Origin of the sequence: Variovorax sp. PMC12 (assembly GCF_003019815.1) — a bacterium.
In the GTDB taxonomy this organism is placed as follows: domain Bacteria; phylum Pseudomonadota; class Gammaproteobacteria; order Burkholderiales; family Burkholderiaceae_C; genus Variovorax.
Window position 1 is genome coordinate 916,181 of the sequence record NZ_CP027774.1, and the last position, 22,899, is coordinate 939,079.

Annotated in this window: 22 protein-coding genes; 14 read left to right on the forward strand and 8 right to left on the reverse strand. The window is 67.8% G+C overall.

All coding sequences use genetic code 11. The annotated features are described in order from the left end of the window. Positions 1-50: 50 nt before the first annotated feature. From C4F17_RS31590 to C4F17_RS31605, 4 genes are all read left to right on the forward strand, one after another. The gene (locus C4F17_RS31590) at positions 51-881 is read left to right on the forward strand and encodes an ABC transporter substrate-binding protein (protein ID WP_081267647.1); all 831 of its coding nucleotides are present in this window, start codon (positions 51-53) and stop codon (positions 879-881) included. 40 nt (positions 882-921) lie between these two features. After that, the gene (locus tag C4F17_RS31595) at positions 922-1,641 is read left to right on the forward strand and encodes an amino acid ABC transporter permease (RefSeq protein ID WP_081267648.1); all 720 of its coding nucleotides are present in this window, start codon (positions 922-924) and stop codon (positions 1,639-1,641) included. 25 nt (positions 1,642-1,666) lie between these two features. Beyond that, on the forward strand, positions 1,667-3,121 hold the full coding sequence (gene hydA, locus C4F17_RS31600) for a dihydropyrimidinase (RefSeq protein WP_106938312.1): 1,455 nt from the start codon (positions 1,667-1,669) through the stop codon (positions 3,119-3,121). A 95-nt stretch (positions 3,122-3,216) separates the two neighbouring features. After that, on the forward strand, positions 3,217-3,903 hold the full coding sequence (locus C4F17_RS31605; protein ID WP_081267650.1) for a GntR family transcriptional regulator: 687 nt from the start codon (positions 3,217-3,219) through the stop codon (positions 3,901-3,903). 21 nt (positions 3,904-3,924) lie between these two features. On the opposite strand, the gene C4F17_RS31610 is transcribed toward C4F17_RS31605, so the two are convergent. Next, positions 3,925-4,140 carry a DUF3606 domain-containing protein gene (locus tag C4F17_RS31610; protein ID WP_106938313.1) on the reverse strand — a complete coding sequence of 72 codons (216 nt, stop codon included), beginning with the start codon at positions 4,138-4,140 and terminating at the stop codon, positions 3,925-3,927. Between the two features lie 180 nt (positions 4,141-4,320). Then, a complete protein-coding gene (locus C4F17_RS31615; RefSeq protein ID WP_106938314.1) occupies positions 4,321-5,154 on the reverse strand; it encodes an IclR family transcriptional regulator in 834 nt (277 codons plus the stop codon). Between the two features lie 160 nt (positions 5,155-5,314). On the opposite strand from C4F17_RS31615, the gene C4F17_RS31620 reads away from it, so the two are divergent. The 8 genes from C4F17_RS31620 to C4F17_RS31655 are packed head-to-tail and all read left to right on the forward strand — an operon-like array spanning position 5,315 to position 12,777. Next, positions 5,315-6,613: a 3-isopropylmalate dehydratase large subunit gene (locus C4F17_RS31620; protein WP_081267803.1), complete on the forward strand. Its 1,299-nt coding sequence runs from the start codon at positions 5,315-5,317 to the stop codon at positions 6,611-6,613. After that, positions 6,610-7,143 carry a 3-isopropylmalate dehydratase gene (locus C4F17_RS31625; protein ID WP_106938315.1) on the forward strand — a complete coding sequence of 178 codons (534 nt, stop codon included), beginning with the start codon at positions 6,610-6,612 and terminating at the stop codon, positions 7,141-7,143. Before C4F17_RS31620 ends, C4F17_RS31625 begins: the two co-directional genes overlap by 4 nt. Positions 7,144-7,159: 16 nt before the next feature. Next, entirely contained in the window at positions 7,160-8,023 is an 864-nt protein-coding gene (locus C4F17_RS31630; RefSeq protein WP_106938316.1) for a branched-chain amino acid ABC transporter permease, read from the forward strand. 13 nt (positions 8,024-8,036) lie between these two features. After that, a complete protein-coding gene (locus C4F17_RS31635; RefSeq protein ID WP_106938317.1) occupies positions 8,037-9,011 on the forward strand; it encodes a branched-chain amino acid ABC transporter permease in 975 nt (324 codons plus the stop codon). After that, a complete protein-coding gene (locus C4F17_RS31640; RefSeq protein WP_106938318.1) occupies positions 9,008-9,859 on the forward strand; it encodes an ABC transporter ATP-binding protein in 852 nt (283 codons plus the stop codon). Before C4F17_RS31635 ends, C4F17_RS31640 begins: the two co-directional genes overlap by 4 nt. After that, positions 9,843-10,586, forward strand: a complete 744-nt coding sequence (locus C4F17_RS31645) for an ABC transporter ATP-binding protein (protein ID WP_106938319.1) — start codon at positions 9,843-9,845, stop codon at positions 10,584-10,586. The genes C4F17_RS31640 and C4F17_RS31645 overlap by 17 nt, the downstream gene beginning before the upstream one ends. 42 nt (positions 10,587-10,628) lie before the next feature. Next, positions 10,629-11,843: an ABC transporter substrate-binding protein gene (locus C4F17_RS31650; protein WP_106938320.1), complete on the forward strand. Its 1,215-nt coding sequence runs from the start codon at positions 10,629-10,631 to the stop codon at positions 11,841-11,843. A 37-nt stretch (positions 11,844-11,880) separates the two neighbouring features. After that, a complete protein-coding gene (locus tag C4F17_RS31655) occupies positions 11,881-12,777 on the forward strand; it encodes an isocitrate lyase/PEP mutase family protein (protein WP_106938321.1) in 897 nt (298 codons plus the stop codon). Between the two features lie 25 nt (positions 12,778-12,802). Here the strand turns inward: C4F17_RS31655 and C4F17_RS31660 are convergent, their stop codons facing one another. Beyond that, positions 12,803-13,711, reverse strand: coding sequence for a LysR family transcriptional regulator (locus C4F17_RS31660; protein ID WP_106938322.1), 909 nt, complete (start codon positions 13,709-13,711; stop codon positions 12,803-12,805). Positions 13,712-13,882: 171 nt separating this feature from the next. Between C4F17_RS31660 and C4F17_RS31665 the strand changes: the two genes are divergently transcribed. Next, positions 13,883-15,091, forward strand: coding sequence for a CaiB/BaiF CoA transferase family protein (locus tag C4F17_RS31665; protein WP_106938323.1), 1,209 nt, complete (start codon positions 13,883-13,885; stop codon positions 15,089-15,091). Positions 15,092-15,143: 52 nt separating this feature from the next. Continuing rightward, positions 15,144-16,148, forward strand: a complete 1,005-nt coding sequence (locus tag C4F17_RS31670; protein ID WP_106938324.1) for a Bug family tripartite tricarboxylate transporter substrate binding protein — start codon at positions 15,144-15,146, stop codon at positions 16,146-16,148. 80 nt (positions 16,149-16,228) lie between these two features. Here the strand turns inward: C4F17_RS31670 and C4F17_RS31675 are convergent, their stop codons facing one another. The 5 genes from C4F17_RS31675 to C4F17_RS31695 are packed head-to-tail and all read right to left on the reverse strand — an operon-like array spanning position 16,229 to position 22,892. Beyond that, on the reverse strand, positions 16,229-17,080 hold the full coding sequence (locus C4F17_RS31675) for an alpha/beta fold hydrolase (RefSeq protein ID WP_106938325.1): 852 nt from the start codon (positions 17,078-17,080) through the stop codon (positions 16,229-16,231). A gap of 34 nt (positions 17,081-17,114) precedes the next feature. Then, the gene (locus C4F17_RS31680; RefSeq protein WP_106938326.1) at positions 17,115-19,067 is read right to left on the reverse strand and encodes a TRAP transporter large permease; all 1,953 of its coding nucleotides are present in this window, start codon (positions 19,065-19,067) and stop codon (positions 17,115-17,117) included. Next, positions 19,064-20,077, reverse strand: coding sequence for a TRAP transporter substrate-binding protein (locus tag C4F17_RS31685; protein WP_106938327.1), 1,014 nt, complete (start codon positions 20,075-20,077; stop codon positions 19,064-19,066). Before C4F17_RS31685 ends, C4F17_RS31680 begins: the two co-directional genes overlap by 4 nt. Positions 20,078-20,136: 59 nt before the next feature. Beyond that, positions 20,137-21,726 (reverse strand): acyl-CoA synthetase, encoded by a 1,590-nt coding sequence (locus C4F17_RS31690; RefSeq protein ID WP_106938328.1) that lies wholly within the window; start codon positions 21,724-21,726, stop codon positions 20,137-20,139. Next, entirely contained in the window at positions 21,723-22,892 is a 1,170-nt protein-coding gene (locus C4F17_RS31695; protein WP_106938329.1) for an acetyl-CoA acetyltransferase, read from the reverse strand. The genes C4F17_RS31690 and C4F17_RS31695 overlap by 4 nt, the downstream gene beginning before the upstream one ends. Between the last annotated feature and the right edge of the window lie 7 nt (positions 22,893-22,899).

Sequence of the window (22,899 nt, forward strand, 5' to 3'; positions counted from 1 at the left end):
TTACCAGTTCACCTCGTCGCCTCGTTCGTTCATTCCTCAAGGACACTCCCATGAAACTGCTCTCCGCTCTCGCGTCGGCAACGGCACTCTTCGTCTTCTGCGCGGGCGCTGCGAACGCGCAGGCCTGCAAGTCGCCCGTGCCCGACTCGGCGCTCGTCAAGAAGGGCACGCTGACCATGTCGGTTAACCCCACCCTGCCGCCGATGCAGTTCGTCGACCAGACGGGCGCGCTCAAGGGCATGCGCGTGGAACTCGGCGAGGCCATCGCCAAGCGCCTGTGCCTCACGCCCGAATACGTCCGCATCGAGTTCTCCGCCATGATCCCGGGCCTGCAGGCGGGCCGCTGGGACGTCATCAACACCGGCATCTTCTACACGGAAGAGCGCGCCAAGCTGATGCAGATGCTCATCTACGAAGACCAGGCCATCAGCATCAGCACCGCCAAGGGCAACCCGCTGAAGATCACCAAGCCGGACGACCTGTCGGGCAAGAGCATCGGCGTGGAGCTCGGCGGCTTCGAGGAGCGCAAGGCGCGCGAGCTCGACAAGCAGCTCACCGACAAGGGCATGAAGGGCATGACCATCCGCACCTTCGAGAACTTCGCCATGGCGTTCCAGGCGCTGCGCGCGGGCCAGGTCGAGGTGGCCCTGTCGATCGACTCGACGGGCGCCGAGTACCAGAAGCGCGGCGACTTCGAACGCGTGCTGCATGGCCTGTTCCCCACGCCGGTCGCGCTGGCCGCGCGCAACAAGGACCTGGCCGCCGCGATGGCCAAGGTCATGAACGACATGAAGGCCGACGGCAGCTTCCAGAAGCTGTTCGACCAGTACGGCGTCAAGGCCGTCGACGGCGCGGTGAGCGTCAAGGGGCCGGCGGGCTGAGCCCCGCCACCATCGCCATCGAGCACACCAAGGAACACTCATGGGACAAGGCTGGAGCTGGTCGGGGTTCGTCGACTACCTGTTCAATCCGTACATCCTCAGCGGCGCGGTGACCACGCTGTGGCTCACGCTCGCGGCCATCGCGGGCGGGCTGGTCGTGGGCTGCGCGCTCGCGCTGGCCCGGCTGTCGAGCCGCCGGTGGATCGCGGGGCCCGCGCACTTCTACATCTGGGTGTTCCGCGGCACGCCGCTGCTGGTGCAGCTGATCATCATCTACACCGGGCTGCCGCAGCTGGGTCTGAAACTGTCGGTCATCGAGTCGGCGCTGCTGGGGTTAATCCTGAACGAGGCGGCCTACCTGGCGGAGATCGTGCGCGGCGGCATCCAGTCGATTTCCGCCGGCCAGACGAACGCCGCGCGCGCGGTCGGCTTCAGCAGCGCGCAGACCATGCGCTACATCGTGATGCCGCAGGCCATGCGCCTGATCGTGCCGACGCTGGGCAACAGCATCAACGGCCTGCTCAAGACCACCTCGATCACCTCCGTGATCTCCATGGAAGAGCTGCTGCGCCGCACGCAGGTGCTGATCCAGGAGAAGTTCATGGTGCTGGAGCTGTTCGTGGTCGCGGCCATCTACTACCTGCTGATGACCACCGCGTGGGACTTCGTCCAGCGGCGCATCGAGCGCCACTACGGCCGTGCCTACGGCAACGCGAGCGCGCCGGCGGTGCCCGCCGAACCGGCGCTCGAGCAGCGCTAGAAAGAAAGCCTCCGGAGCACGCCTCATGACCACTTACGACCTGATCCTGCGCAACGCCGACATCGCCACCGCGGGCGACCGCTACACCGCCGACATCGGCGTGCGCGACGGGCGCATCTGCGCCATTGCGCAAGGCCTCGACGCACGCGCCGGCCACGAGATCGACGCGCGCGGCCGGCTGGTGACGCCCGGCGGCGTGGACGGCCACTGCCACTTCGACCAGCCGACCAGCGACGGCTCGCGCTTCGCGGACGACTTTCTCACCGGCACGCGTTCCGCGGCCTGCGGCGGCACCACCACCGTGCTGCCCTTCGCCGCGCAGCAGAAGGGCCACAGCATCCAGGAGGCGGTGGACGACTACCACCGCCGCGCCGAAGGCAAGGCCGTGATCGACTACGCCTTCCACCTGATCGTGGCCGACGCCACGCGCGACGTGACGCAGCGCGAGCTGCCCGCATTGATCGAGAAGGGCTACACCTCCTTCAAGATCTACATGACCTACGACGACCTCAAGCTGGACGACCGCCAGATCATCGAAGTGCTGGCCACCGCGCGAAAGCACGGCGCCATGACCATGATCCACGCGGAGAACAGCGACTGCATCGCCTGGCTCACCGAGCAGCTGCTCGACGCGGGGCTAACCGCGCCGCGCTACCACAGCAGCTCGCGCCCCATGGCGGTGGAGCGCGAGGCCACGCACCGCGCCATCGCACTGGCCGAGCTGGTCGACACGCCGATCCTGATCGTGCACGTGTCCGGCCGCGAGGCGGTCGAGCAGATCCACTGGGCGCGCGGACGCGGCCTGCCGATCCATGCGGAGACCTGCCCGCAGTACCTGTTCCTGAGCGCCGAGGACCTGGGCATCGACCCCGACGATCCGATGCATGGCGCGCGCTGCATCTGCAGCCCGCCGCCGCGCGACAAGGCCAACCAGCAGTTCATCTGGAACGGGTTGTCGAGCGGGCTGTTCACCATCTTCTCGTCCGACCACGCGCCTTTCAACATGGGCGGCAGCGACGGCAAGCGCGTGGCCGGCGACGACGCCTCCTTCGACCGCATTCCCAACGGCATTCCGGGCGTGGAAACCCGCTTGCCGCTGCTGATGAGCGAGGGCGTGCTCAAGGGGCGCATCGACATTCACCGCTTCGTGGAACTCACGGCCACCAATCCGGCGCGGCTGTACGGCCTCTACCCCCGCAAGGGCACCATCGCCGTCGGCAGCGACGCCGATTTCGTCGTGTGGGACGTGTTCGCCCAGGGGCAGGAGAAGCTGCTCACCAACAGCATGCTCCACCACGCGGTCGACTACACGCCCTATGAAGGCATGCAGCTTCGGGCGTGGCCGGGCGTCACCGTCTCGCGCGGACGCGTGGTGTGGCAGGACGGCGAGTTCCTGGCCGAACCGGGGTCGGGGCAGTTCCTGCCCTGCCTGCGGCCGCGCGTGCCGAACGACGGCAATCCGCTGGACAAATGGCTTTGACGCAACCGGGCCGCACCGCGATGCGGCCCTGCTAAGCTCTCCCGCCCCCACCGGCCTGCTTCGCGGCCTCCCTCGTGGCCTTTGTTCCTTTTCGCATGCCCAGCCTTCCAAGCCCCACGCAGCCTGCCACCATCACGATCGCTCCGCTGGAGGTGCGGTCCGCCAGCCTTGCCGAGCAGGCGTACGAGCGGCTGCGCACGCTCATCCTGGACCGCCAGATCTCCGCCGGCAGCCCGTTGCAGGAAGCCCGGCTCGCGGAAGACCTGCGCATCTCGCGCACGCCGATGCGCGAGGCGCTCGTGCGGCTGGCGGGCGAGGGTTTGCTGGTGCGGCGCGACGCACGCTCCTATGCGGTGCGCGCACTGGGCACCAAGGAATACTTCGACTGCATGCGTGCGCGCGAAGTCATCGAAGGCGAAGCGATCGCCATGGCAGTCGGCAAGATCACCGACGCGGAGATCGATGCGCTGGAAGCCGACATCCAGTCGCTGAACGCCGGCGAACACAGCGAGACCGAGCACTGGCATTTCGATGACCGGTTCCACCTGCTCATCGCCAGGGCCAGCGGCAACGTGGTGTTTCCGCGCCTGGTGGAAGAGCTGCGCGTCAACGCCCGGCTGTTCCGCTTGCACAGCCCGCTGCACAGGCAGCCGGAAAACCACGACGAGCACGGCGCGATCATCCGTGCCTTGCGCGCAAGGGATCCGGAAAGCGCGCGCGTGGCCATGCGCGATCACCTGCGAAGCCTGCAGGAAGACGTCAAGCGTGCGCTGACCGAGTAGGCCAGGGTAACGGCGCGCCTTCTATTTCCCCTTTCCAGCCGCGCTCGCGGTGTCCGCGTTCGTCGAGCTGCGGCTGCCCTTGAGATAGAGCTCCACATCGGCCGCCTTGTCGCCGACCTTGGCAATGGCCTGGGCCAGCTGTTCGTCGGTCACGTCGAATTCGCGCGTCCAGCGCGCGACCTGCGCGGCGTCGCTCTTGTCGATGCGGGGTGTCGTGGAATCGCCTGGATTGGCCATGAGATGTCCTGTGCGAAGTGGGTGGGTTGATTGAGAGAAATCCGTTTGAAGCGGCTGACCAAAAATTAGGCCGCGTGCCCTGCCCTTCTTGTAGGAGCACAAGCCCTCGCCTTGCGCGTGCGTGCCGTGGACCGGGCTTCGACCGCGCGGAGGATCCGAGGCGGCTGCCCGAGCCCCCCTTCAGTCCCCTTCCACGCCCTCGTCCGAGGCCGCCGTGGCCGAGCCTGCGGTGCCCAGCATGGACGCCTCGATCTTGCGCACCTCGCGTCGCAGCTCTCGCGCCATGTCCTCGCGACGATCCGCGCCCAGCCGCCCGGAGATGGCCGCGATGCTGATCGCGCCGACGGGGTTGCCCTTCGGGAACGCCATGCCGATGGCGCCGGTGCCCGGTGTCACCGCGCTGTCAAGGAACGCGTAGCCCTGTGCCCTGCCCCGTGCCACCGCCTCGCGCAGGAAGTCCGCGGTGAACGATGCGAACTTCTCGTAGCGGTGGCCGTTGGCCTGGATGATGGCCTCCGCCTCCGCCTCGGGCATGGCGCACAGCATCGACAGGCCGCCCGCGCCCACACCCAGCGGCCGGCGGATGCCGATGTCCAGCGGCATCGCCTTGATGGGAAAGTCGCCAAGCGCGCGGTTGGTGCACACGGCCTCCATGCCGCTGCGTTCGCTGAGATAGAGCGTGTCCTGCGTGACGTCGGCCAGCCGGTGCAGTGCACCGTCGCACAGGTCGCTCAGCCGGTAGCGCGGCCGCGCGAGCAGGCCCAGCTCATGCAGCAGCGGACCAAGAAAGTATTTGCGCGTGGCCACGTCGCGGTCGACCAGGCCTTCGATCTCCAGCCGCGCCAGCATGCGCGCGCAGGTCGATTGCGGCAGGCCGCTGGTGGCCGCGATCTCGCCGATGCGCATGCCGCGCCGCCCGCGCGACGCCACAACGCGGAGCATGCCGACCACGCGCTCGATGCTCTGCGTGCCGGTGCGAGTGCTCTCACCTTGTGGCGATTGTTTGTCCGCCATGTCTGGCCTCCTGCTTTTGTCACCTGGGTGTCGCTTTATATTGCATCCACATTGTGGATATTTAAGGGTTAACCTCATCCGGAGCCATACCGCTGCTCATCTGTAATTCATGGAAGACGGCAATACATGCCGCCACATTGTGGATATCCAAGGAATGCAGATGCCCCAGACGATGACCGAAAAGATCCTGGCCCGCGCGGCCGGGCTTGCCAGCGTTCGCGCCGGCGACGAAGTGCTGGCCCGCCCCGACTTCGTGATCGCCTACGACTTCCCCGGCTACACCGACGTGTTCTTCAAGGAGGCGCGTGAAGAGTTCGGCGTGGACAAGGTGCCCAGCCCCGAACGCTTCGTGCTCTTCATCGACCACATGGTCCCGGCCACCGCGCCCAAGGAAGAAGAGCTGCACAAGGTCACGCGCGCCTGGGGCAAGGAACAGGGCGTGCCGGTGCACGAGCGCGAAGGCATCGGCCACCAGGTGTCGGCCGAGCTCGGCTACGCCACGCCAGGCGCCTTCGCTGTGCACTTCGACGGCCACGTGAGCCAGCTCGGCGCCTTCGGCACGCTCGCGATGGGCGCGCGCAAGAGCGTGCTTGAAACCTTCGTGAGCGAGACCATGGCGCTGACCGTGCCCGGCACGGTGAAGATCGAAATCACGGGCACGCTGCAGCCCGGCGTGATGGCGCGCGACGTGTTCCACCACATGGTGCGCGTGCTCGGCCCGTCGTCCTGCCGCTTCAAGGTGGTGGAGCTGTGCGGCCCGGTGATCGACGCGATGAGCATCGAGGGCCGCCAGACCATCTGCGGCCAGGCCATGTTCCTCGGCGCGACCACCATGCTGATCGCGCCCGACGCGAAGACGCTGGCCTACGCCGAGGGCCGCTCGAAGATCGCGCTCGCGCCGGTGTACCCGGACGCCGGCGCCGTGTACGACCGCGAGGTCAGCATCGACGTGAGCGACCTCACGCCCATCGTGGTGGCGCCGCCGAGCCCCGCGAACACGCGCGACCTGAGCGAGTACGCGGGCCTGGAGGTGCACACGGGCTACCTCGGCTCCTGCGCCAGCGGCCGGCTGGAGGACCTGCGCGCCGCGGCCGACGTGCTGCGCGGGCGCCGCATCAAGCCCGGCTTCCAGCTGCACGTGGTTCCGACGTCGCAGGCGATCATGTCGCAGGCCGCCAGGGAGGGGCTCATCGCGACGCTGGTGGATGCCGGCGCGTTCATCAGCTCGTCGAGCTGCGACTACTGCTACGGCCGCATCGCGACCATGACCGACGGCCAGCGGGCGGTTTCCACCGGCACGCTCAACACGCCCGGGCGCATGGGCAGCGCCGACTCGGAGATCTTCATCTGCAACGCGGCGGTGGTCGCGGCCTCGGCGCTCGAAGGCTGCATCGCCGACCCCCGGCCCTACCTGGCGCAGGCTGCGCAGGCCCGCGCCCTCGAAGGGAGCGCCGCATGAGCATGCCGAACCTGCAAGGCCGCGCGGCCTGGATCTTCGAGGAAGACGACTTCGACATCGACCTGATCGTCGGCATCAAGAACATCAAGATCACCGACATCCACGAGCTCGCCGCCGTCACCATGACGAGCTACGACCCCGCCTTTGCCGCCTCGGTGAAGAAGGGCGACCTGCTGGTGGGCGGCCACAACTTCGGCTACGGCCATCCCCACTATCCGGCGATGCGCGCGATGCGCCACCTGGGCGTGGCGGGCGTGATTGCCGAGTCTTTCTCGCCGGGTTTCTTCCGCGGCGAGATCAGCATGGGTTTTCCGCTCGTCACCTGCCCCGGGATCCGCGAGATCACCAGCCGCTGGGATGAACTGAAGGTCGACTGGGAGGCCAGCACGGTGACCCATGTGGCCAGCGGCAGGTCGCTGCCCTTCGAGCGGCTGTCCTCCGTGGAGCGCGGCACGCTCGAAGCCGGCGGCTTCATCCCGTACCTGAAGGCACGGCTCGCGCGGCAGGGCGAGACCCCTGCCGCCGCCTGAGCCCGGAGCGCAACGCATGCTGCAGATGATCGTGAGCGGCGTCGCCCTGGGCGCCATCTACGGGCTCATCGCCCTGGGCATCGTGATGGTGTTCAAGGCGACGGGCATCCTCAACTTCGCGCACGGCGAGGCGGCCATGCTGTCGGCGTTCACCGCGTACACGCTGGTGCGGCTGGGCCTGCCGATGTGGGCCGTGGTGCCCATCGTGCTGCTGTTCGGCGCGGCACTGGGCATGCTGATCGAGCGCTTCATCATCCGGCGCTTCATCGGCAAGGCGCTGCTGTCGTCGGCCATCTGCACGCTGGGCCTGTTCCTGATCTTCGGTGACCTCGCCATCTGGATCTGGGGCAAGGACACGCAGGAGCTGCCGAGCGTGTTTCCCGCCGCGCCCATCGACGTGGGCGGCGTGATCGTCTCGGGCATCGACCTGGGCATCGTGGGCGTGTGCGCCGCGCTGGCCGCAGCGCTGTTCGCGTTCTTCCGCTTCACGCGGCTGGGCATCGCGATGCAGGCGACCATGGAGAACCCGACGGCCGCGCGGCTCATGGGCATTCCCATCAAGCGCATCTACTCGCTGGCCTGGGCGCTGTCGCACATGATCGCGGCGGCCGCCGGGCTGCTGATCGCGCCGCTGACCTTCGTTCATTTCTCGATGATGCAGAGCGCCCTGCACTTCGCCTTTGCAGCGGCCGTGCTCGGCGGCATCGGCAGCATGCCGGGCGCGCTGCTGGGCGGCGTGATCATCGGCGTGACTTCCAACCTCACCGGCGCCTACCTGTCCTCCGAATGGAAGGACGCGGTGCCCTTCATCGTGATGCTGGCCATCCTGATCCTGCGCCCGCACGGGCTGCTGGCGCGGCGCCAGGTCAAGAAAGTCTGAGCAGGCACATCCCATGACACGCATCTTCGACTCGCGGCCCTGGCTGGCACCGCTGGTGTTCATCGCGCTCTTCGTGCTCGCGCCGCTCATCCCCGGCGGCTATGTGCTCTACATCTTCACGCTGGTGCTGATCTACACGCTCGCGTCCTTCGGCACCAACATCCTCACCGGCTACACCAACCTGATCTCGATGGCCGGCGCGGTGTTCTTCGGCATCGGTGCCTATGGCAGCGCCATTCTCACGACCCACTTCGGCGTGCCGCTGGTGCTGTCGATGCTCATCGCCGCGGCGATCGCCACCGTGGTGGGCGTGTTGCTGGCGCTACCGGTGCTGCGCCTGGAAGAGGTGTTCCTGGCGATCGCGACGCTGGGCTTCGTGATGATCTCGGTGGAGATCGCCAAGTCCGGCGGCGAGCTCACGGGTGGCGAGAACGGCATGGGCGCGCCCGGGCCGACGCTTTTCGGCTTCGCGCTGGGCGAGCGGGCCTACCACCTGTTCGTGGCGGTGGTGCTGGGCGCGGCGCTGTGGGTGGCGCGCAACCTGTCGCAGAGCCATTTCGGACGCGGCTTTCTCGCGCTCAAGGGCAGCGAAACGGCTTCGCGCGCGCTAGGGCTCAACGCGACCAGGCTCAAGCTCATCGCCTTCGGCGTGTGCGCCTTCTACACGGGACTTTCGGGCGCGCTGTATGCGCCGGTGGTGCGCTTCATCGACCCGTCGCTGTTCAACATCATGGTGTCGATCAGCTTCGTGTCGATGGTGATCGTGGGCGGGCTGGGCTCGATCATGGGCTCGGTGCTGGGGGCGGTGTTCGTCATCGGCGCGCCGCAGCTGCTCACCTATTTCGGCTTCGACCAGTTCCAGCGCGCGCTGTATGGCGTGGCGATGATCCTGGCGCTGATGTTCCTGCCCGACGGGCTGGCCAGCCTGCTCAAGCGCAGGAAGCTGCCGGGCGCGGACGCGCCCGCAGGTGCGGAGGTGCCGCGATGAGGGCACTGATCGAAGGCACGCCCGTCGCGACCCGGACCCGGCTTGTCCCCGGCACCGCGCCCCTGCTGCGCCTGTCCGACGTGCGCATGAGCTTCGGCGGCATCGTCGCCGTGCAGGATGTCGGCTTCGACGTGATGCCCGGCACCGTGCATGCGCTGATCGGCCCGAACGGCGCCGGCAAGACCACGATGCTCAACTGCATCAGCCGCTTCTACACCCCGCAGAAGGGCACGATGCGCCTGCGCACGCCCACCGGCGAACACGACCTGCTCAAGTGCAAGGCACACCAGATCTCGCGCCTGGGCATCGCGCGCACCTTCCAGAACCTGGAGCTGTTCTCGGAACTCACGGTGTTCGACAACGTGCTCATCGCGCGCTCGGGCGCCATGCGCTGCACGCTGGCTGAGGCGCTGCTGCGGCTGCCGCGCCAGCGCCGCGAGGAGCGCGAGCAACGCGAACGCACGCAGCAGATCATCGACAGCCTGGCATTGGGCGCTCACGCCCACACGCTGGTGCGCGACCTGCCCTACGGCACGCAGAAGCTGGTGGAGCTGGCACGCGCCATGGCGCTGGAGCCGGTGCTGATGCTGCTCGACGAACCGGCCGCCGGCATGAACAACCGCGAGATCGATGCGCTGGGCGACACGCTGCGCCGGCTGCAGCAGGCCACGGGCGCGACGCTGCTGCTCATCGAGCACAGCATGCCGCTGGTGATGTCGATCTCCGACACCATCACCGTGATGCACAACGGCGCCTTCCTGGCGCAGGGCTCGCCGCGCGAGATCGAGCAGAACCCGGCCGTGGTCGAGGCCTATCTCGGAGGAGGCAAGAGTGGCAAGCGCCGTTGAATCCACCAAGCGCGCAGGCATGCTGCTGCGCGTGGACAACCTGAGCGCCGCCTACGGCAAGATCCGCGCGCTGCACGGCGTGTCGATCGATGTGCCGGCCGCGGGCATCGTGTGCGTGCTGGGTGCCAATGGCGCGGGCAAGACCACGCTGATGCGTGCGCTCTCCGGCCTGCTGCCGGTGGCCGGCGGCACCGCTGTGTTCGACGGACAAAGCATCGCCAACGTGCCGGCGGAACAGCTGGTGCGCCGCGGCGTGGTGCACGTGCCGCAGGGCCGCATGGTGTTCGCGCAGCTGTCGGTGAAGGAAAACCTGGTGCTCGGCGGCTACACCCGCCCGGCCGCCGAGGTGCGCGAGGACATCGACCGCGTGCTTGGCTACTTCCCGCGTCTGAAGGAGCGCATCACCTCGCGCGCGGGCACGCTGTCGGGCGGCGAGCAGCAGATGCTGGCCATTGCGCGCGGCCTGCTGGCCAAGCCGCGCCTCCTGATGCTCGACGAGCCCTCGATGGGCGTGGCGCCCATCATGAAGGACGCCATCTTCTCCACGCTGCGCGACATCCGCGATCGCGAGCGGCTCACGCTGCTGATCGTGGAGCAGGACGCCGACATCGCGCTGGACATATCCGACGAAGGCTACGCGATCGAGACCGGCCGCGTCGTCATGTACGGGCCGGCGGCCGAGCTGGCCGGCAACGAGGACATCCGCCGCGCCTATCTGGGCGGCTGAGACGCACCTATTTCCCCCTATCAACGACAGGAGACACACCCGATGAAACACATTGCTTCGCGCCGCACGGTGCTCGCCACCACCGCCGCGCTGCTGGGCGTCGCCGCGCTGCCCACGCTCGCCCTTGCGTTCGAGAACAAGGCCGAAGGCGTGCTCGACAAGGAGATCGTGCTGGGCTCGTCGCAGCCGATGTCGGGCACGCTGGCCTACATGGGCAAGGCGGTAGACGAAGGCATCCGCACCTACTTCGACATGGTGAACGAGCAAGGCGGCGTGAACGGCCGCAAGATCAAGCTCATCACCTACGACGACGAGCTCAAGCCCGCGAAGTCGGTGGCCAACGCCAAGCTCCTGGTCGAGCGCGACAACGTGCTTGCGATGGTGGGCAACATCGGCCACGCCACCAACATCAGCGCCTACGAATACAGCTCTACGCGCAAGGTGCCGACCATCGGCGCGCTGAGCATCTCGGACCTCACGAGCACGCCGCCGCGCGAATTGCTCTACGTGCTGCCTTCGCCGCAATCGACGGAGACCGCTGCCTACATCGACTACGCGGTGGAGAAGCTGAAGGCGAAGAAGATCGCGATGCTCTACCAGAACGACGGCTGGGGCAAGCCGGCCTACGACATCGCCATCAAGCAGCTCGACAAGCATGGCCTGAAGCTGGTGGAGGCGCAAAGCTTCGAGCGCTTCGCCACCGACATCACCTCGCAGGTGTTCAAGCTCAAGCAGGCCGAGCCCGACGTGGTGATCGTCTATGCGCTGGGCCAGGAGGCGGTGCTGTTCTTCCGCGGTGCCGAAAAGCTCGGCTGGAAGCCGACCGTGTTCGGCGCGGGCGGGCTGAACGACCCCAAGTTCGTCGAGCTGCTGGGCAAGAGCCCGGCCAAGCTGTACGTGGCCTCCTACTACGACGCCGTGGAAGGCGACAACCCGGCCATCAAGGACTTCTTTGCGCGCTACACCAAGCTGTATCCGAAGTCGGCCCCCTCCTCCACGGCGCTGATGGGCTACTCGGCCGCGGCCGTGACCGTCGAGGCGCTCAAGCGCGCGGGCAACGAGCCCAGCCGCGCCAAGGTGGTGGCTGCGCTGGACGGGCTGTCGGGCTTCGACCAGAAGATCGGGCCGAAGATTTCCTTCCAGCCCATCAGCGCTGGCGGCTATGCGCGGCGCGGCCAGACCGGCGTGGCGCTGATGGAGCTCAAGGACCAGAAATTCGTTTCGCTCGGCGGCTACATCGATCCCGTCAAGCGTTGATTCCCGCCCGCAACACCCGCAAGGAGCGACTCTTCCAATGACCTCAGTTCGCAAGACGATGCGTGCGCGCATCACCTCCGGCCCCACGTTCTGGATGGCCGGCGCGCAGGACGCGCTGTCGGCCCTGCTCGTCGACCAGTCGGGCTTCGACGGCATCTTCACCACCGGCTTCGGTATCTCGGCGTCGCTGCTGGGCCAGCCCGATGTCGAGCTTTACACGCTCACCGAGAACGTGGGCGTGGTCAACCGCATCGCGAACATCGTGCGCAAGCCGATATTCGCCGACGCCGACACCGGCTACGGCAACGTGATCAACGTGGCGCGCACGGTGCGCGAGTTCGAGAAGACGGGCGTGGTGGCCATCTCCATCGAAGACCAGTTCAGCCCCAAGCGCTGCCCCGCGGCGGCCAGCACCATGCCGCTGGTGCCGGTGCGCGACGCGGTGGCGAAGATCCGCGCGGCGGTGGACGCGCGCCAGGACCCCGACTTCCTGATCGTGGCGCGCACCGACGCCATCGACCCGGCGGAGGCGACCGACCGTGCCTGCCAGTACGCCGAAGCCGGCGCCGACCTGATCCAGCCGATCTCGCGCACCTTCAAGGGCTTCGACGACTTGGTGAAACTCAAGGAGGCCACCGGCCGGCGCCTCTCGCTGCAGCTGATGCAGGGCCTGTGGATGGCCAGCCTGAGCCGCGCGCAAATCGAGTCGGTGGCCGCCTTCGCGACCTATCCCATCGTCACGCTCATGAGCACGGTGCATGCGCTGCAGGCCAACCTGGAGGTGCTGTCGCAGCGCCGCACCGGCGACGTCGATGGCCTGCCCGGCGGCCAGACGACGATGCCGGCGTTCAAGGAAATCATCGGCTGGAACGCGGTGGAGGAACGCCAGGCGTACTACGAGGTGGATGCGCCGGCGCACAAGCGCGCGGCCTGAGGCTCGCCGTGCGGGCTCGCGCGCGTCAGTCCATGCGCGGGCGCGATCCCTGTTCCCTTTCCACGAGAAAGTCGATCAGCGTCCGCACGGCCTGCGTCTGGTACCTGCTCGGCACGTAGAGCAGGAATTTCTGCGTCGACAGGAAGTCCAGGTCTTCTTCCTGCAACGCCAGCGCCTGCATTTCTCTGCGCGCAATGGGCGCCTGCACCATGTAGTCCGGCAGCAGCCCCACACCCAGGCCCTGCGCGATCGCGTCGCACAGAAAATGAAAGTTTGCCGAAATCAGCCGAGGCCGTGTCTGCAATGAACGGTGGCCGCCGGCCTGTCCGCCGGCCATGCTCAGGCGCTCGCTGGTCTGCTGCGAGGTGATGAGCGGCAGCCGCTTGAGTTCTTCCAGGCTCGTCGGCATTCCCTGCCGTGCGATGAACGACGCGGTCGCACACGCCACATACCGCACGCGCCCCAGCTCGCGGGCGATCAGCTGCGCCGGTGGCTCGGCCATGACGCGCACCGCGAAATCGACCGAGCCCTTCACCAGTTCCTCGATGTCGTTGTCGAAGATCACGTGAAGCGTGATCTCCGGATGCCGCTCCATGAACTCCGCCAGCCAGCCCGACATGCGCAGCTGCCCGTAGCCGCTGGGCACGCTCAGGCGGATCATTCCCTGCAGGCCCTTGCCGAGGCTGCTCACGGCTTCGGCCGCGGCCTTGACCTCGTGCCGTACGGCACGCCCGTGCTCGTACAGCTTCATGCCCAGTTCGGTGGGTTCCAGCTGGCGCGTGGTCCGTCGCAGCAACTGCGCACCGAGTTCACGCTCGAAGCGATTGATCCGCTGGCTCACGTTGGCCCGGCTCATGCCCAGCATCGTGGCGGCCTTGCTCAGGTTGCCGGCTTCGATGATGTCGACCAGCAGGCCCAGGGCTTGAACATCCATTGTCAATTTCAGATTTACATCAACGTCAAAAAACTGAACGATTGTAAATTCTCAGGCGGCGGCAAATAATCCGTGCATCCCCTGCCAGCCGCCCGCACGCATCGCAAGGCCCGTCCTGCGGTTGCCGTCCGTCTTCGCTCGTTCTCGTTCGCCTTCGCCCGTCCGTCCCCCATGCCTCAAGCCGCTCCCGTCCAGCCCCTGGCTGGCCTACGTGTTCTCGACCTGTCCCGCGTGCTCGCGGGCCCGATGTGCGCGATGGCGCTGGCCGACCTGGGCGCCGACGTCATCAAGGTCGAGCACCCCAGCCGCGGCGACGACACGCGCGACTGGGGCGTTCGCGTGGGCACCCGCAACACCTCGTATTTCAACAGCGCCAACCGCAACAAGCGCTCCGTCACCATCGACCTGCAGTCCGCCGCGGGCGTGCAGATCGCGCGCGAACTCGCCGCGAAATCTGACGTGGTGATCGAGAACTTCAAGGTCGGCGGCGCCGACAAGCTGGGCCTGGGCTACGAGCAGCTCAGCGCGTCGAACCCGCGCCTGGTCTACTGCTCCATCTCCGGCTATGCGCGAAGCACCTCGGAGGCACAGCGCCCGGGCTACGACCTGCTGGTGCAGGGCGAGGCCGGCATCATGGCCATGAACGGCGAAGCGGGCCAGGGGCCGCTGAAGTTCGGCGTCGCCGCGGTCGACATGTTCACCGGCATGTACGCGGGCCAGGCCATCCTCGCGGCGCTGTACGAGCGGCACGCCACGGGACGCGGGCGCCATGTGCAGATGGCGCTCTACGACTGCGGCCTGATGATCACCTCTTACTACGGCATGGAGGCCATGCTGAAGGCGGGCGACCCGCCCAAGTTCGGCAACGCGCATCCTTCGATCGTTCCCTACGGCGTCTTCGATGCCGCGGACGGCCCGGTGGTCATCACCGTGGGCAACAACGGCCAGTTCGTGCGCTTCTGCGAGCAGGTCGTCGGCCGGCCCGAGTGGGCCGCCGACCCCCGCTTCGCCACCAACACCGAGCGCTCGGCCAACCGCGAGATCCTGCTGCCGCTGGTGCGCGAAGCCCTGCGCGGGTTGAGCCGCCGCGAGTTGCTCGCCAGCCTGGCGGCGGCCGGCATCCCCTGCGGCGAAGTGCTGGGCATGTACGAGGCGCTGACCTCGCCGCGCACCGCCCAGGCCAACCTGCTGCACCACTTCGACGACGCGGAGGCCGGGCCGCAGAGCGTGCTCGCGCCTCCCTACGTGATGGACGGCGAGCGCACGTCCGTGCGTCGGCCACCGCCCCACCTGGGTCAGCACACCGACGAGGTGCTTCGCGAAGTGCTGGCCATGGACGACCAGGCCATTGCCGCGGCGCGCGCGCAGCAGGCGATCTGACCCGCCGCGGCCGCACGCCAGGACACCCTTTCATCTTTCAGAAAGAACAGACATGAACCAAGCTCACATCATCAGCCGCCGCCACCTGCTGGCCACCGGCGCCGCAGGCGCACTTTCCACCCTGGGCCTGCCTGCCTTCGCGGCAGACGCCGAATGGCCGGGCAAGATCGTCAAGATGGTCGTGGCCTTCCCCGCTGGCGGCCCGACCGACACCGCCGCGCGCATCACTTCGCAGAAGCTCGGCGAACGCCTGGGCACCTCGATCATGGTGGACAACCGCCCCGGCGCGTCCGGCTCCATCGGCACGGCCCAGTTCATCAAGTCGCCGGCCGACGGCAACACGCTGTCGATGTTCGGCATGCCGGCACTGCTGGCACCGCTGCTGTACAAGAACGGCGCCTACGACGTGGAGAAGGACTTCATGTGCGTGGCGACCGTGTACGACCTGCCCATGGCCATCGTCGTCAACCCGACGCTGATGCCGGGCGTGGACTCGCTGCAAAGCCTCATCGCCCATGCCAAGGCCGCGAAGACGCCGCTGAACTACACCAGCTCGGGCGCGGGCAGCTTCGGCCACCTGGCCATGGAGCAGCTGAAGGACCTGGGCGGCTTCGACATGCAGCACGTGCCCTACCGCGGCAGCGCGCCGGCCGTGACAGACCTGCTGGGCGGCCAGCTCGGCGTGATGTTCGCGGACGTGGTCGCGGCCCTGCCGCACATCAAGTCGGGCAAGCTGCGCGCCGTCGCCGTGAGCTCGCCGCGCGGCAACGTGTTGCTGCCCGGCGTGAAGACGGTCTCGGCCCAGGGCTTCCCCAACTTCGACTTCGATTCGTGGGGCGGCCTCATCGCACCGCTGGGCACGCCCGCATCGGTGGTGGCACGCATCAACAAGGAGCTCTCCGACATCCTGTCCAAGGACAAGGACGTGCAGGACAAGCTGGTCCACGCCGGCGCCATCGCCGCGTACCAACCCGCCGCGGCCATGCGCAAGCGGCTGTCCGCGGATGCCGCGCGCTGGACCAAGGTGGCCAAGGACAAGAATATCAGCGCCGTCTGAGTCTTCGCGGCCCGGCCAAGCTTCCCGAAATGCCGGAGGCCGTGTCCGGCATCCGCTTTTCGGGGGCCTCGCACCAGGCATCAACCGGCGAATCCCGCGAGCAGCGCATTGAACTTCCCCGCGTTCTCGATGAACATGAAGTGCGAGCCCGCTTCCCCTTCCTCGAAGATCTCCACCCTGGCGCCGGGCACCTGGGTCGCCTCCCACCGCATGCAGCTGTGTGGCACCAGGCTGCCCTCGCCGCCGATGAAGAGCGTCGGCCGGTCGATGCGCGGTAGCACCTCGCGCCAGTCCTGGTGGCAGTGGTTGTAGAGCAGGTCGGCCGCCGCGGCGCGTGGCATCTTCAAGTTCATGTCGACGATCCACTGGAAGGCCTCGGCGGGCATGTCGGCCGTGACCATGGAGCGCAGGAAGCCGACCGTGGCCTCCACCCCGCCCGCGCCTCGCAGTGCATTGGCGGTCTCGACCACGCTTTCGGCCGTGAAGATGGGGCCGTAGTCAGCGACCTGCTGGTCGGTCCACTCGGGGTTGCGCGTGAGGCATGTCGCCTGGTCGCAGAACACGTACCGGCCTATACGCCCGGCTGCGAACAGGTCGAAGTGGCACCAGAGCACCGAGCAGCCCATCGAGTGGCCGACGATGGTCACGTCCCGCAGGTCGAGCGCGACCAGCGCATTCTGCAGGTCGGCCGCAAGGCGCGGGATGCGGTAGCCTCGCCCCGGCTTGTCCGAATCGCCATGGCCGCGCAGGTCGAACGCGATCACGCGATACCGGTCCGCCAGGCCTTCGAGTTGGTACCTGTACTGTTCGGCCGTTTGCGACCAGCCAGGGATGAGCACCAGGGGAGCCCCGTTGCCGGCCTCCAGGTAGCTCAACCGGACGTCGCCGTCCACGGCGACGGTCTTGCGGGCGATGCCTGTCTTGGTTTCCATGCTTTTCTCCTTGGTGTGCGCAAACAGTTGAATCTCAGAGGAACCCGATGGAAAGCCACGGAATGGCCGCCACGGCCGTGGTGCCGACGAGCAGGGCCAGCATGTAGCCGACGATGGGCCTGATGCCCTCGTCGGGCCGCACGCGGCCGATGGCGCAGGCAGCGTAGTAGCCCACGCCCAGGGGCGGCGCGAACAGGCCCAGCCCCATCGACAACACAACGACCATGGCGTAGTGCACTTCGTGGATGCCCAACTGCCGCGCGATCGGAAACAGCAGCGGGCCGAACAGCACGATGGCCGGTATGCCCTCGAGCACGGAGCCCAGCACCACGAAGGCGACGAGCGATACCGCCAGGAACATCGGCGCGCCGCCGGGCAGGCTGCCCATGACCTCCGCCAGCCAGCGCGAGAAGCCCGATTGCGTCAGCCCCCAGGCCATGGCGGTGGCCGTGCCGATGATCAGCAGGATCGCGCCCGACAGCGAGGCGGTTGCCACGAGCATCGGGCCCAGCCGCCGCCAGTCGAACTGCCGGTACACCACGAGCCCGGCGACGACGGCATAGACGATGCCGATGGTCGACACCTCGGTCGCTGTGGCCACGCCCTCGACGACCGCCGCACGGATCACGAACGGCAATGCCAGTGCGGGCAGCGCCACCAGGCCCAGCTTCAGCACCTGCCGCACCTCGGGCCGCGCGATACCGCTCAGGTCGTCGTGCCGATTGCGCACGTACACCACCACGCACAGCATCAGGCCCAGGACGACGGCCGGCAGCAGCCCGCCCGTGAACAGCGCCGCGATCGACACGCCCGTGACCGAGCCGATGGTGATGAGCACGAGGCTGGGCGGAACGGTCTCGGTTTGCGCGCCGGTGGCCGCGAGCAGCGCCACCAGTTCGCCCTCGGCGGCGCCGCGTTTCTTCATCTCGGGGAACAGCGCGGGCGCGATGGCCGCCATGTCGGCCGCCTTGGAGCCCGAAATGCCCGACACCAGGTACATCGCCCCCACCAGCACATAGGAAAGGCCTCCCCTCACATGGCCCAGCAGGCTGGCAAGGAACGAGACCATCGCCTTCGCCATGCCCGTCATCTCGATGAGCAGGCCCAGAAAGACGAACAACGGCACCGCCAGCAGAATGAGGTGCGACATGCCTTCGTCCATGCGCCCGACGATCACGGGCAGCGCGGTGTCGGTGGTCAGCGCGAGGTAGCCGAAGGTGCCGAGGCCGAAAGCGAACGCGATAGGGATGCCGCAAAGCACGCAGGCCAGCACCACGCCGACGAAGAAAACCAGCAGGTTGAGCCGGCCCAGGTCTTCGAACACCGCGCGGCCCAGGGTGAATGCCGCGATGAGCGTCACGACGATCGCCAAGGCCTGGAACGACGTCTTCCAGTCGAAGTCGCGCAACAGCCGCAGCGCCGCGAACATGGCCATGAGCGCCACGCCCACCGGCAGCGCGGCGGCGCGCCAGGCGTTGGAGATGTCCAGCGCCGGCGTGGTGATGAAGCGCTCTTCCGACGCGTATTCCCACGCAGGCCACACCACCATCGCCAGGAAAGCGAGGGCTGCGTAGAGCGACACGGCCTCGGCGAAGCGGCGGCGCGTCGGCGGCAATTTCGACACCAGCGCGGTCATGCGCATGTGCTCGCCGCGCCGCAGCGCCACCACCGCGCCCAGCATGGCAAGCCAGATGAAGAGCATCGAAGCGAGTTCGTCCGACCAGATCAGCGGCTGGTGCAGTACGAAGCGCGCGACCACGCCCGCCAGCAGCACCACCACGTCGGCCAGCACCAGGGCGCCGGCCGCGCCGTCCACCAGCGCGCCAAGCAGCCGCTCGATGCGCGAGGTCAACGAGGTGAACGAGCTCGGGTTGGCCTCGTTGGCCGCGTCGCCGTGGCCGTGGCCGTGCGCGCCGGCCGGGTCTTCCACGGTCGGGGAACCCGCGTGATGCTCGGGCGGCCGCGCCGCCGGGCGCGGCGCGTTCATGCGAGCTTGCCCGCGCTGCGCTCCAGCAGCGCCCATGCTTCGTCGCCGTACTTGGCTTTCCACTCCGCATAGAAGCCGGCCTTGCGCAGCTGGTCGCGGAAGGCGCCGGGGTCGGGCTGGCTGACCTGCATGCCCTTGGCCGCGAGCTCCTTCTGCAGGTTGGCGTTGAGCTCGGCGACGTCGGTTCGCTCCTTCAGCGCCGCCGCGTTGATGTGCTTCGCGACGATGGCCTGCAGCGCGGGCGGCAGCTTGTCCCATGCACGCTTGTTGGCCAGGAACCAGAAGCCGTCCCACATGTGGTTGCTCATCGAGCAGAACTTCTGCACTTCGTAGAGCTTGGCGGTCGAGATGATGGCAAGCGGGTTCTCCTGCCCGTCGACGATCTTCGTCTGCAGCGCGGAATACACCTCGGCGAAGTTGATCGACGTGGGCGCGGCGTCCAGCGCCTTGAACATCGAGGTCCACAGCGGCGACACCGGCACGCGGATCTTGAAACCCTTCAGGTCGGCCGGCGACGCAATGGCCTTGTTCGACGACGTGATCTGCCTGAACCCGTTGTCCCAGATCCTGTCCATGGCCACGATGTTGGACTTGGCGATCTGCATGCGGATATGGCTGCCCAGGTCCCCGTCCATGGCCTTCCATACGCTCGCGTAGTCGGGAAATGCAAAGCCCACGCCGCTGATGGAGGCTGCGGGCACCAGCGTCGACAGGATGAGTCCCGACAGCGTGAAGAACTCGACGCCGCCCGCGCGCAACTGGCTCAGCACGTCGGTGTCCGAGCCCAGCTGGTTGTTCGGGAAGATCTGGATGTCGACCTGGCCGCTGGTCTCCGCGCGGATCGCGTCGGCCATCTCCTTGGCCCGGATGTTCATCGGGTGCGAGACCGGCAGGTTGTTGGCGTACTTGTAGTTGAAGACGTTCTTCTGCGCGAAGGCGTGGCGCAGGGGCATGGCGAGGGTGGAAGCAGCGGCGGCGGTGCGCAGCACGGTACGGCGGTTGATGTTCATCTGTTGTCTCTATGTTCTGGTTTGTCTTGAATCCGATCGTCCGGGAAGAAAAGGCAGGCTCAGTGGGTGGTGGCCTCCCCGATCTCTCCGCGCTCCGAAAGGAGCCGGCGTATCTCGTTCTTGGTGACCTTGCCGTAGCCTGACTTGGGCAGCGACTCCCAGAAGAAGACGCGCCGCGGCCAGCGGTACCTGGCGCAGCGGCCGTCGAGGTGGCCCAGGATGTCTTCGGTCGTCACGCCTTCGCGATCGCACACGAGCACGGCCACGCCCACCTCGCCCCACTTGGCGTCGGGCAGGCCCAGCACGGCGGCCTCGCGCACGGCGGGGTGCGTCAGCAGGATCTCCTCGACCTCGCGCGGGTAGACGTTGGAGCCGCCCGAGATGTACATGTCCGACTCTCGGCCCGTGATGTAGAGCAGGCCCTGCGCGTCCATGCGCCCCAGGTCGCCCGTGTGGAACCAGCCGCCGCGCACGGCCTTGGCCGTGGCCTCCGGGTTGTTGAAATATCCCGCGAACACGGCCGGTCCCCGGCAGCAGATTTCTCCGACGGCGCCGGCCGGCAGCCTTTGCATCTGCTCGTCGAGGATCGCGACTTCCATGCCGGTGCGCGGCCGCCCGCATGAGCCGATGTGCGCGTTGGCATCCGCGTCGTCGGCCGAGTGCATCGTCGGCGGCAGCACCGTGATGCAACCCGTCACCTCGCCGAGGCCGAAGTACTGCACGAGCACCGGCCCCAGCTTCTGCAACGCGCGCTTCTGGTCGGCGCGGTACATCGGGGCGCCGGCGTAGATCACGTAGCGCAGCGAGCGGTGGTCGAACTCGTCGACCGACGGGTCTTCGACCAGCATCTTGACGATGGTCGGCACTGTGAAGAGGTTGCTGACCTTGTGGCGCTCGACCAGCGACCAGAACGCGCGCGGCTCCAGCCGGTCCGACGACGGCAGCACCGTGGCCGCGCCGCGCGCGACGTTCAGCAGCGCATGAATGCCCGCGCCGTGCGACAGGGGCGCCACGGCGATGGAGCAGTCGTTTTCGGTCGTGCCGGGAATCAGGTCGGCGAGATGATTGGCGACGACGAAGGCGAGCTGGCCGTGCGTCAGCACGGCCGCTTTCGGTTTGCCGGTCGTGCCCGAGGTGTAGAAGTACCACAGCGGTGTGCCGGCCTCGACATCGGCAACAAACTTTTGCGCCCCGGCATTGGCGGCGATCAGCGCCTCGTAGCCCTGTTCGCCCTGGCGCGGCGCCCCGATGGTGACGACGTGGCGCAAATGCGCGCTGGCACCGCGCACTGCGTCGACGTGCGCGGCAAAGCCGTCTTCGGCCAGCATCACCGTCGCCTCGCTCGAGCTGCCCAGATACGCCACTTCGGGCGGCGTGAGCCGGAAGTTGACCGGCACCCACACCGCACCCATGCGAAATGCGGCCCAGCAACTCTCGAACAGCGCGAGGTTGTTGCGCGACTGCACGAGCAACTTGTGGCCGGGCTGCATGCCCAGCGCGCGCAGCCCCTGCACGAGCGCATCGACGCGCGAGTCGATCTCGTGCCAGGTCCAGCTGCGGTCCTCGAGGATCAGGCCGGCACGCGCAGGAAACAGCGCCGCCGTCTGCGACAGCAGCACCGACAGGTTCGCGGCCTGCGCCTGGCTCATGCCGCCTCCAGCACGCTGAGGTAGTTGGCGACGGCGGCGCCGCCCATGTTGAACACGGCGCCGGGCTTGCCCGTGTCCACCTGCATGTCGCCGGCCGTGCCGGTCAGTTGCATCGCGGCCATCACATGCTGCGACACGCCCGTCGCGCCGATGGGGTGGCCGCGCGACTTCAGGCCGCCAGAGGGGTTCACGGGCAGCCGGCCGTCCTTGCGCGTCACGCCGTCGAGAATCGCGCGTGCGCCCTGCCCGTGCGGCGCCAGGCCCATGGCCTCGTACTCCAGCAATTCGGCGATCGTGAAGCAGTCGTGCGTCTCGACGAAGCCCAGATCGTCGAGCGTGAGCCGTGCCGTTTCCAGGCCGCGCCGCCACGCCAACGCCGCACCTTCGAAGCGCGTCGGGTCGCGCCGCGACAGCGGCAGGTAGTCGTTGACCTGCGTGTGCGAGCGCCAGCGCACCGCCGGCACCTTGGCCGACCCGACGCGCGTCGACGAAATGACCAGCGCCGCCGCGCCGTCGGACACCAGCGAACAGTCCGAGCGCTTGAGCGGTCCCGCGACGAAGGGGTTCTTGTCAGACGGATTGCGGCAGAAGTCGAACCCCAGGTCACGCCGCATGTGCGCATGGGGGTTGTGCACACCGTTGGCGTGGTTCTTGGCCGCGATGGCCGCGAGCGCATCGCTCTGGTCGCCGAAGCGCTCGAAGTAGCCGCCCGCGATGCGGCCGAACACGCCCGCGAAGCCCGCCGGCGTCGTGCCTTCCTCCTTCACATAGGAGCAGCGCAGCAGCGTCTGCGCGATGACCGGGCCGGGCACCGCGTTCATGATCTCGAAACCCACCACCAGCGCGTGGCGCACGCGGCCGCTCTTCACTGCGTCCAGCGCGGCCCAGATGGCGGCCGAACCCGTGGCGCATGCGTTCTCCAGCCGCACGGCCGGCACGTGGCGCAGGCCGGGCACGGCCAGCGCGACCAGCGACGCGCTGAAGTCCTGCGGCACGAAGCCGCTGTTGAAGTGGCCGACGAAGATGCCGTCGATGTCCGCGGCCTCGAGCCCGGCTGTCTGCAGCGCGGGCTCGACGGCGTCGCGGATCAGTTGCTCGCCGTCGGCCGCGTCGAGCTTGCCGAAGGGCGTGTGGCCCCAGCCGATGATGTAGCTGTCGTTGCTCATGGGATTC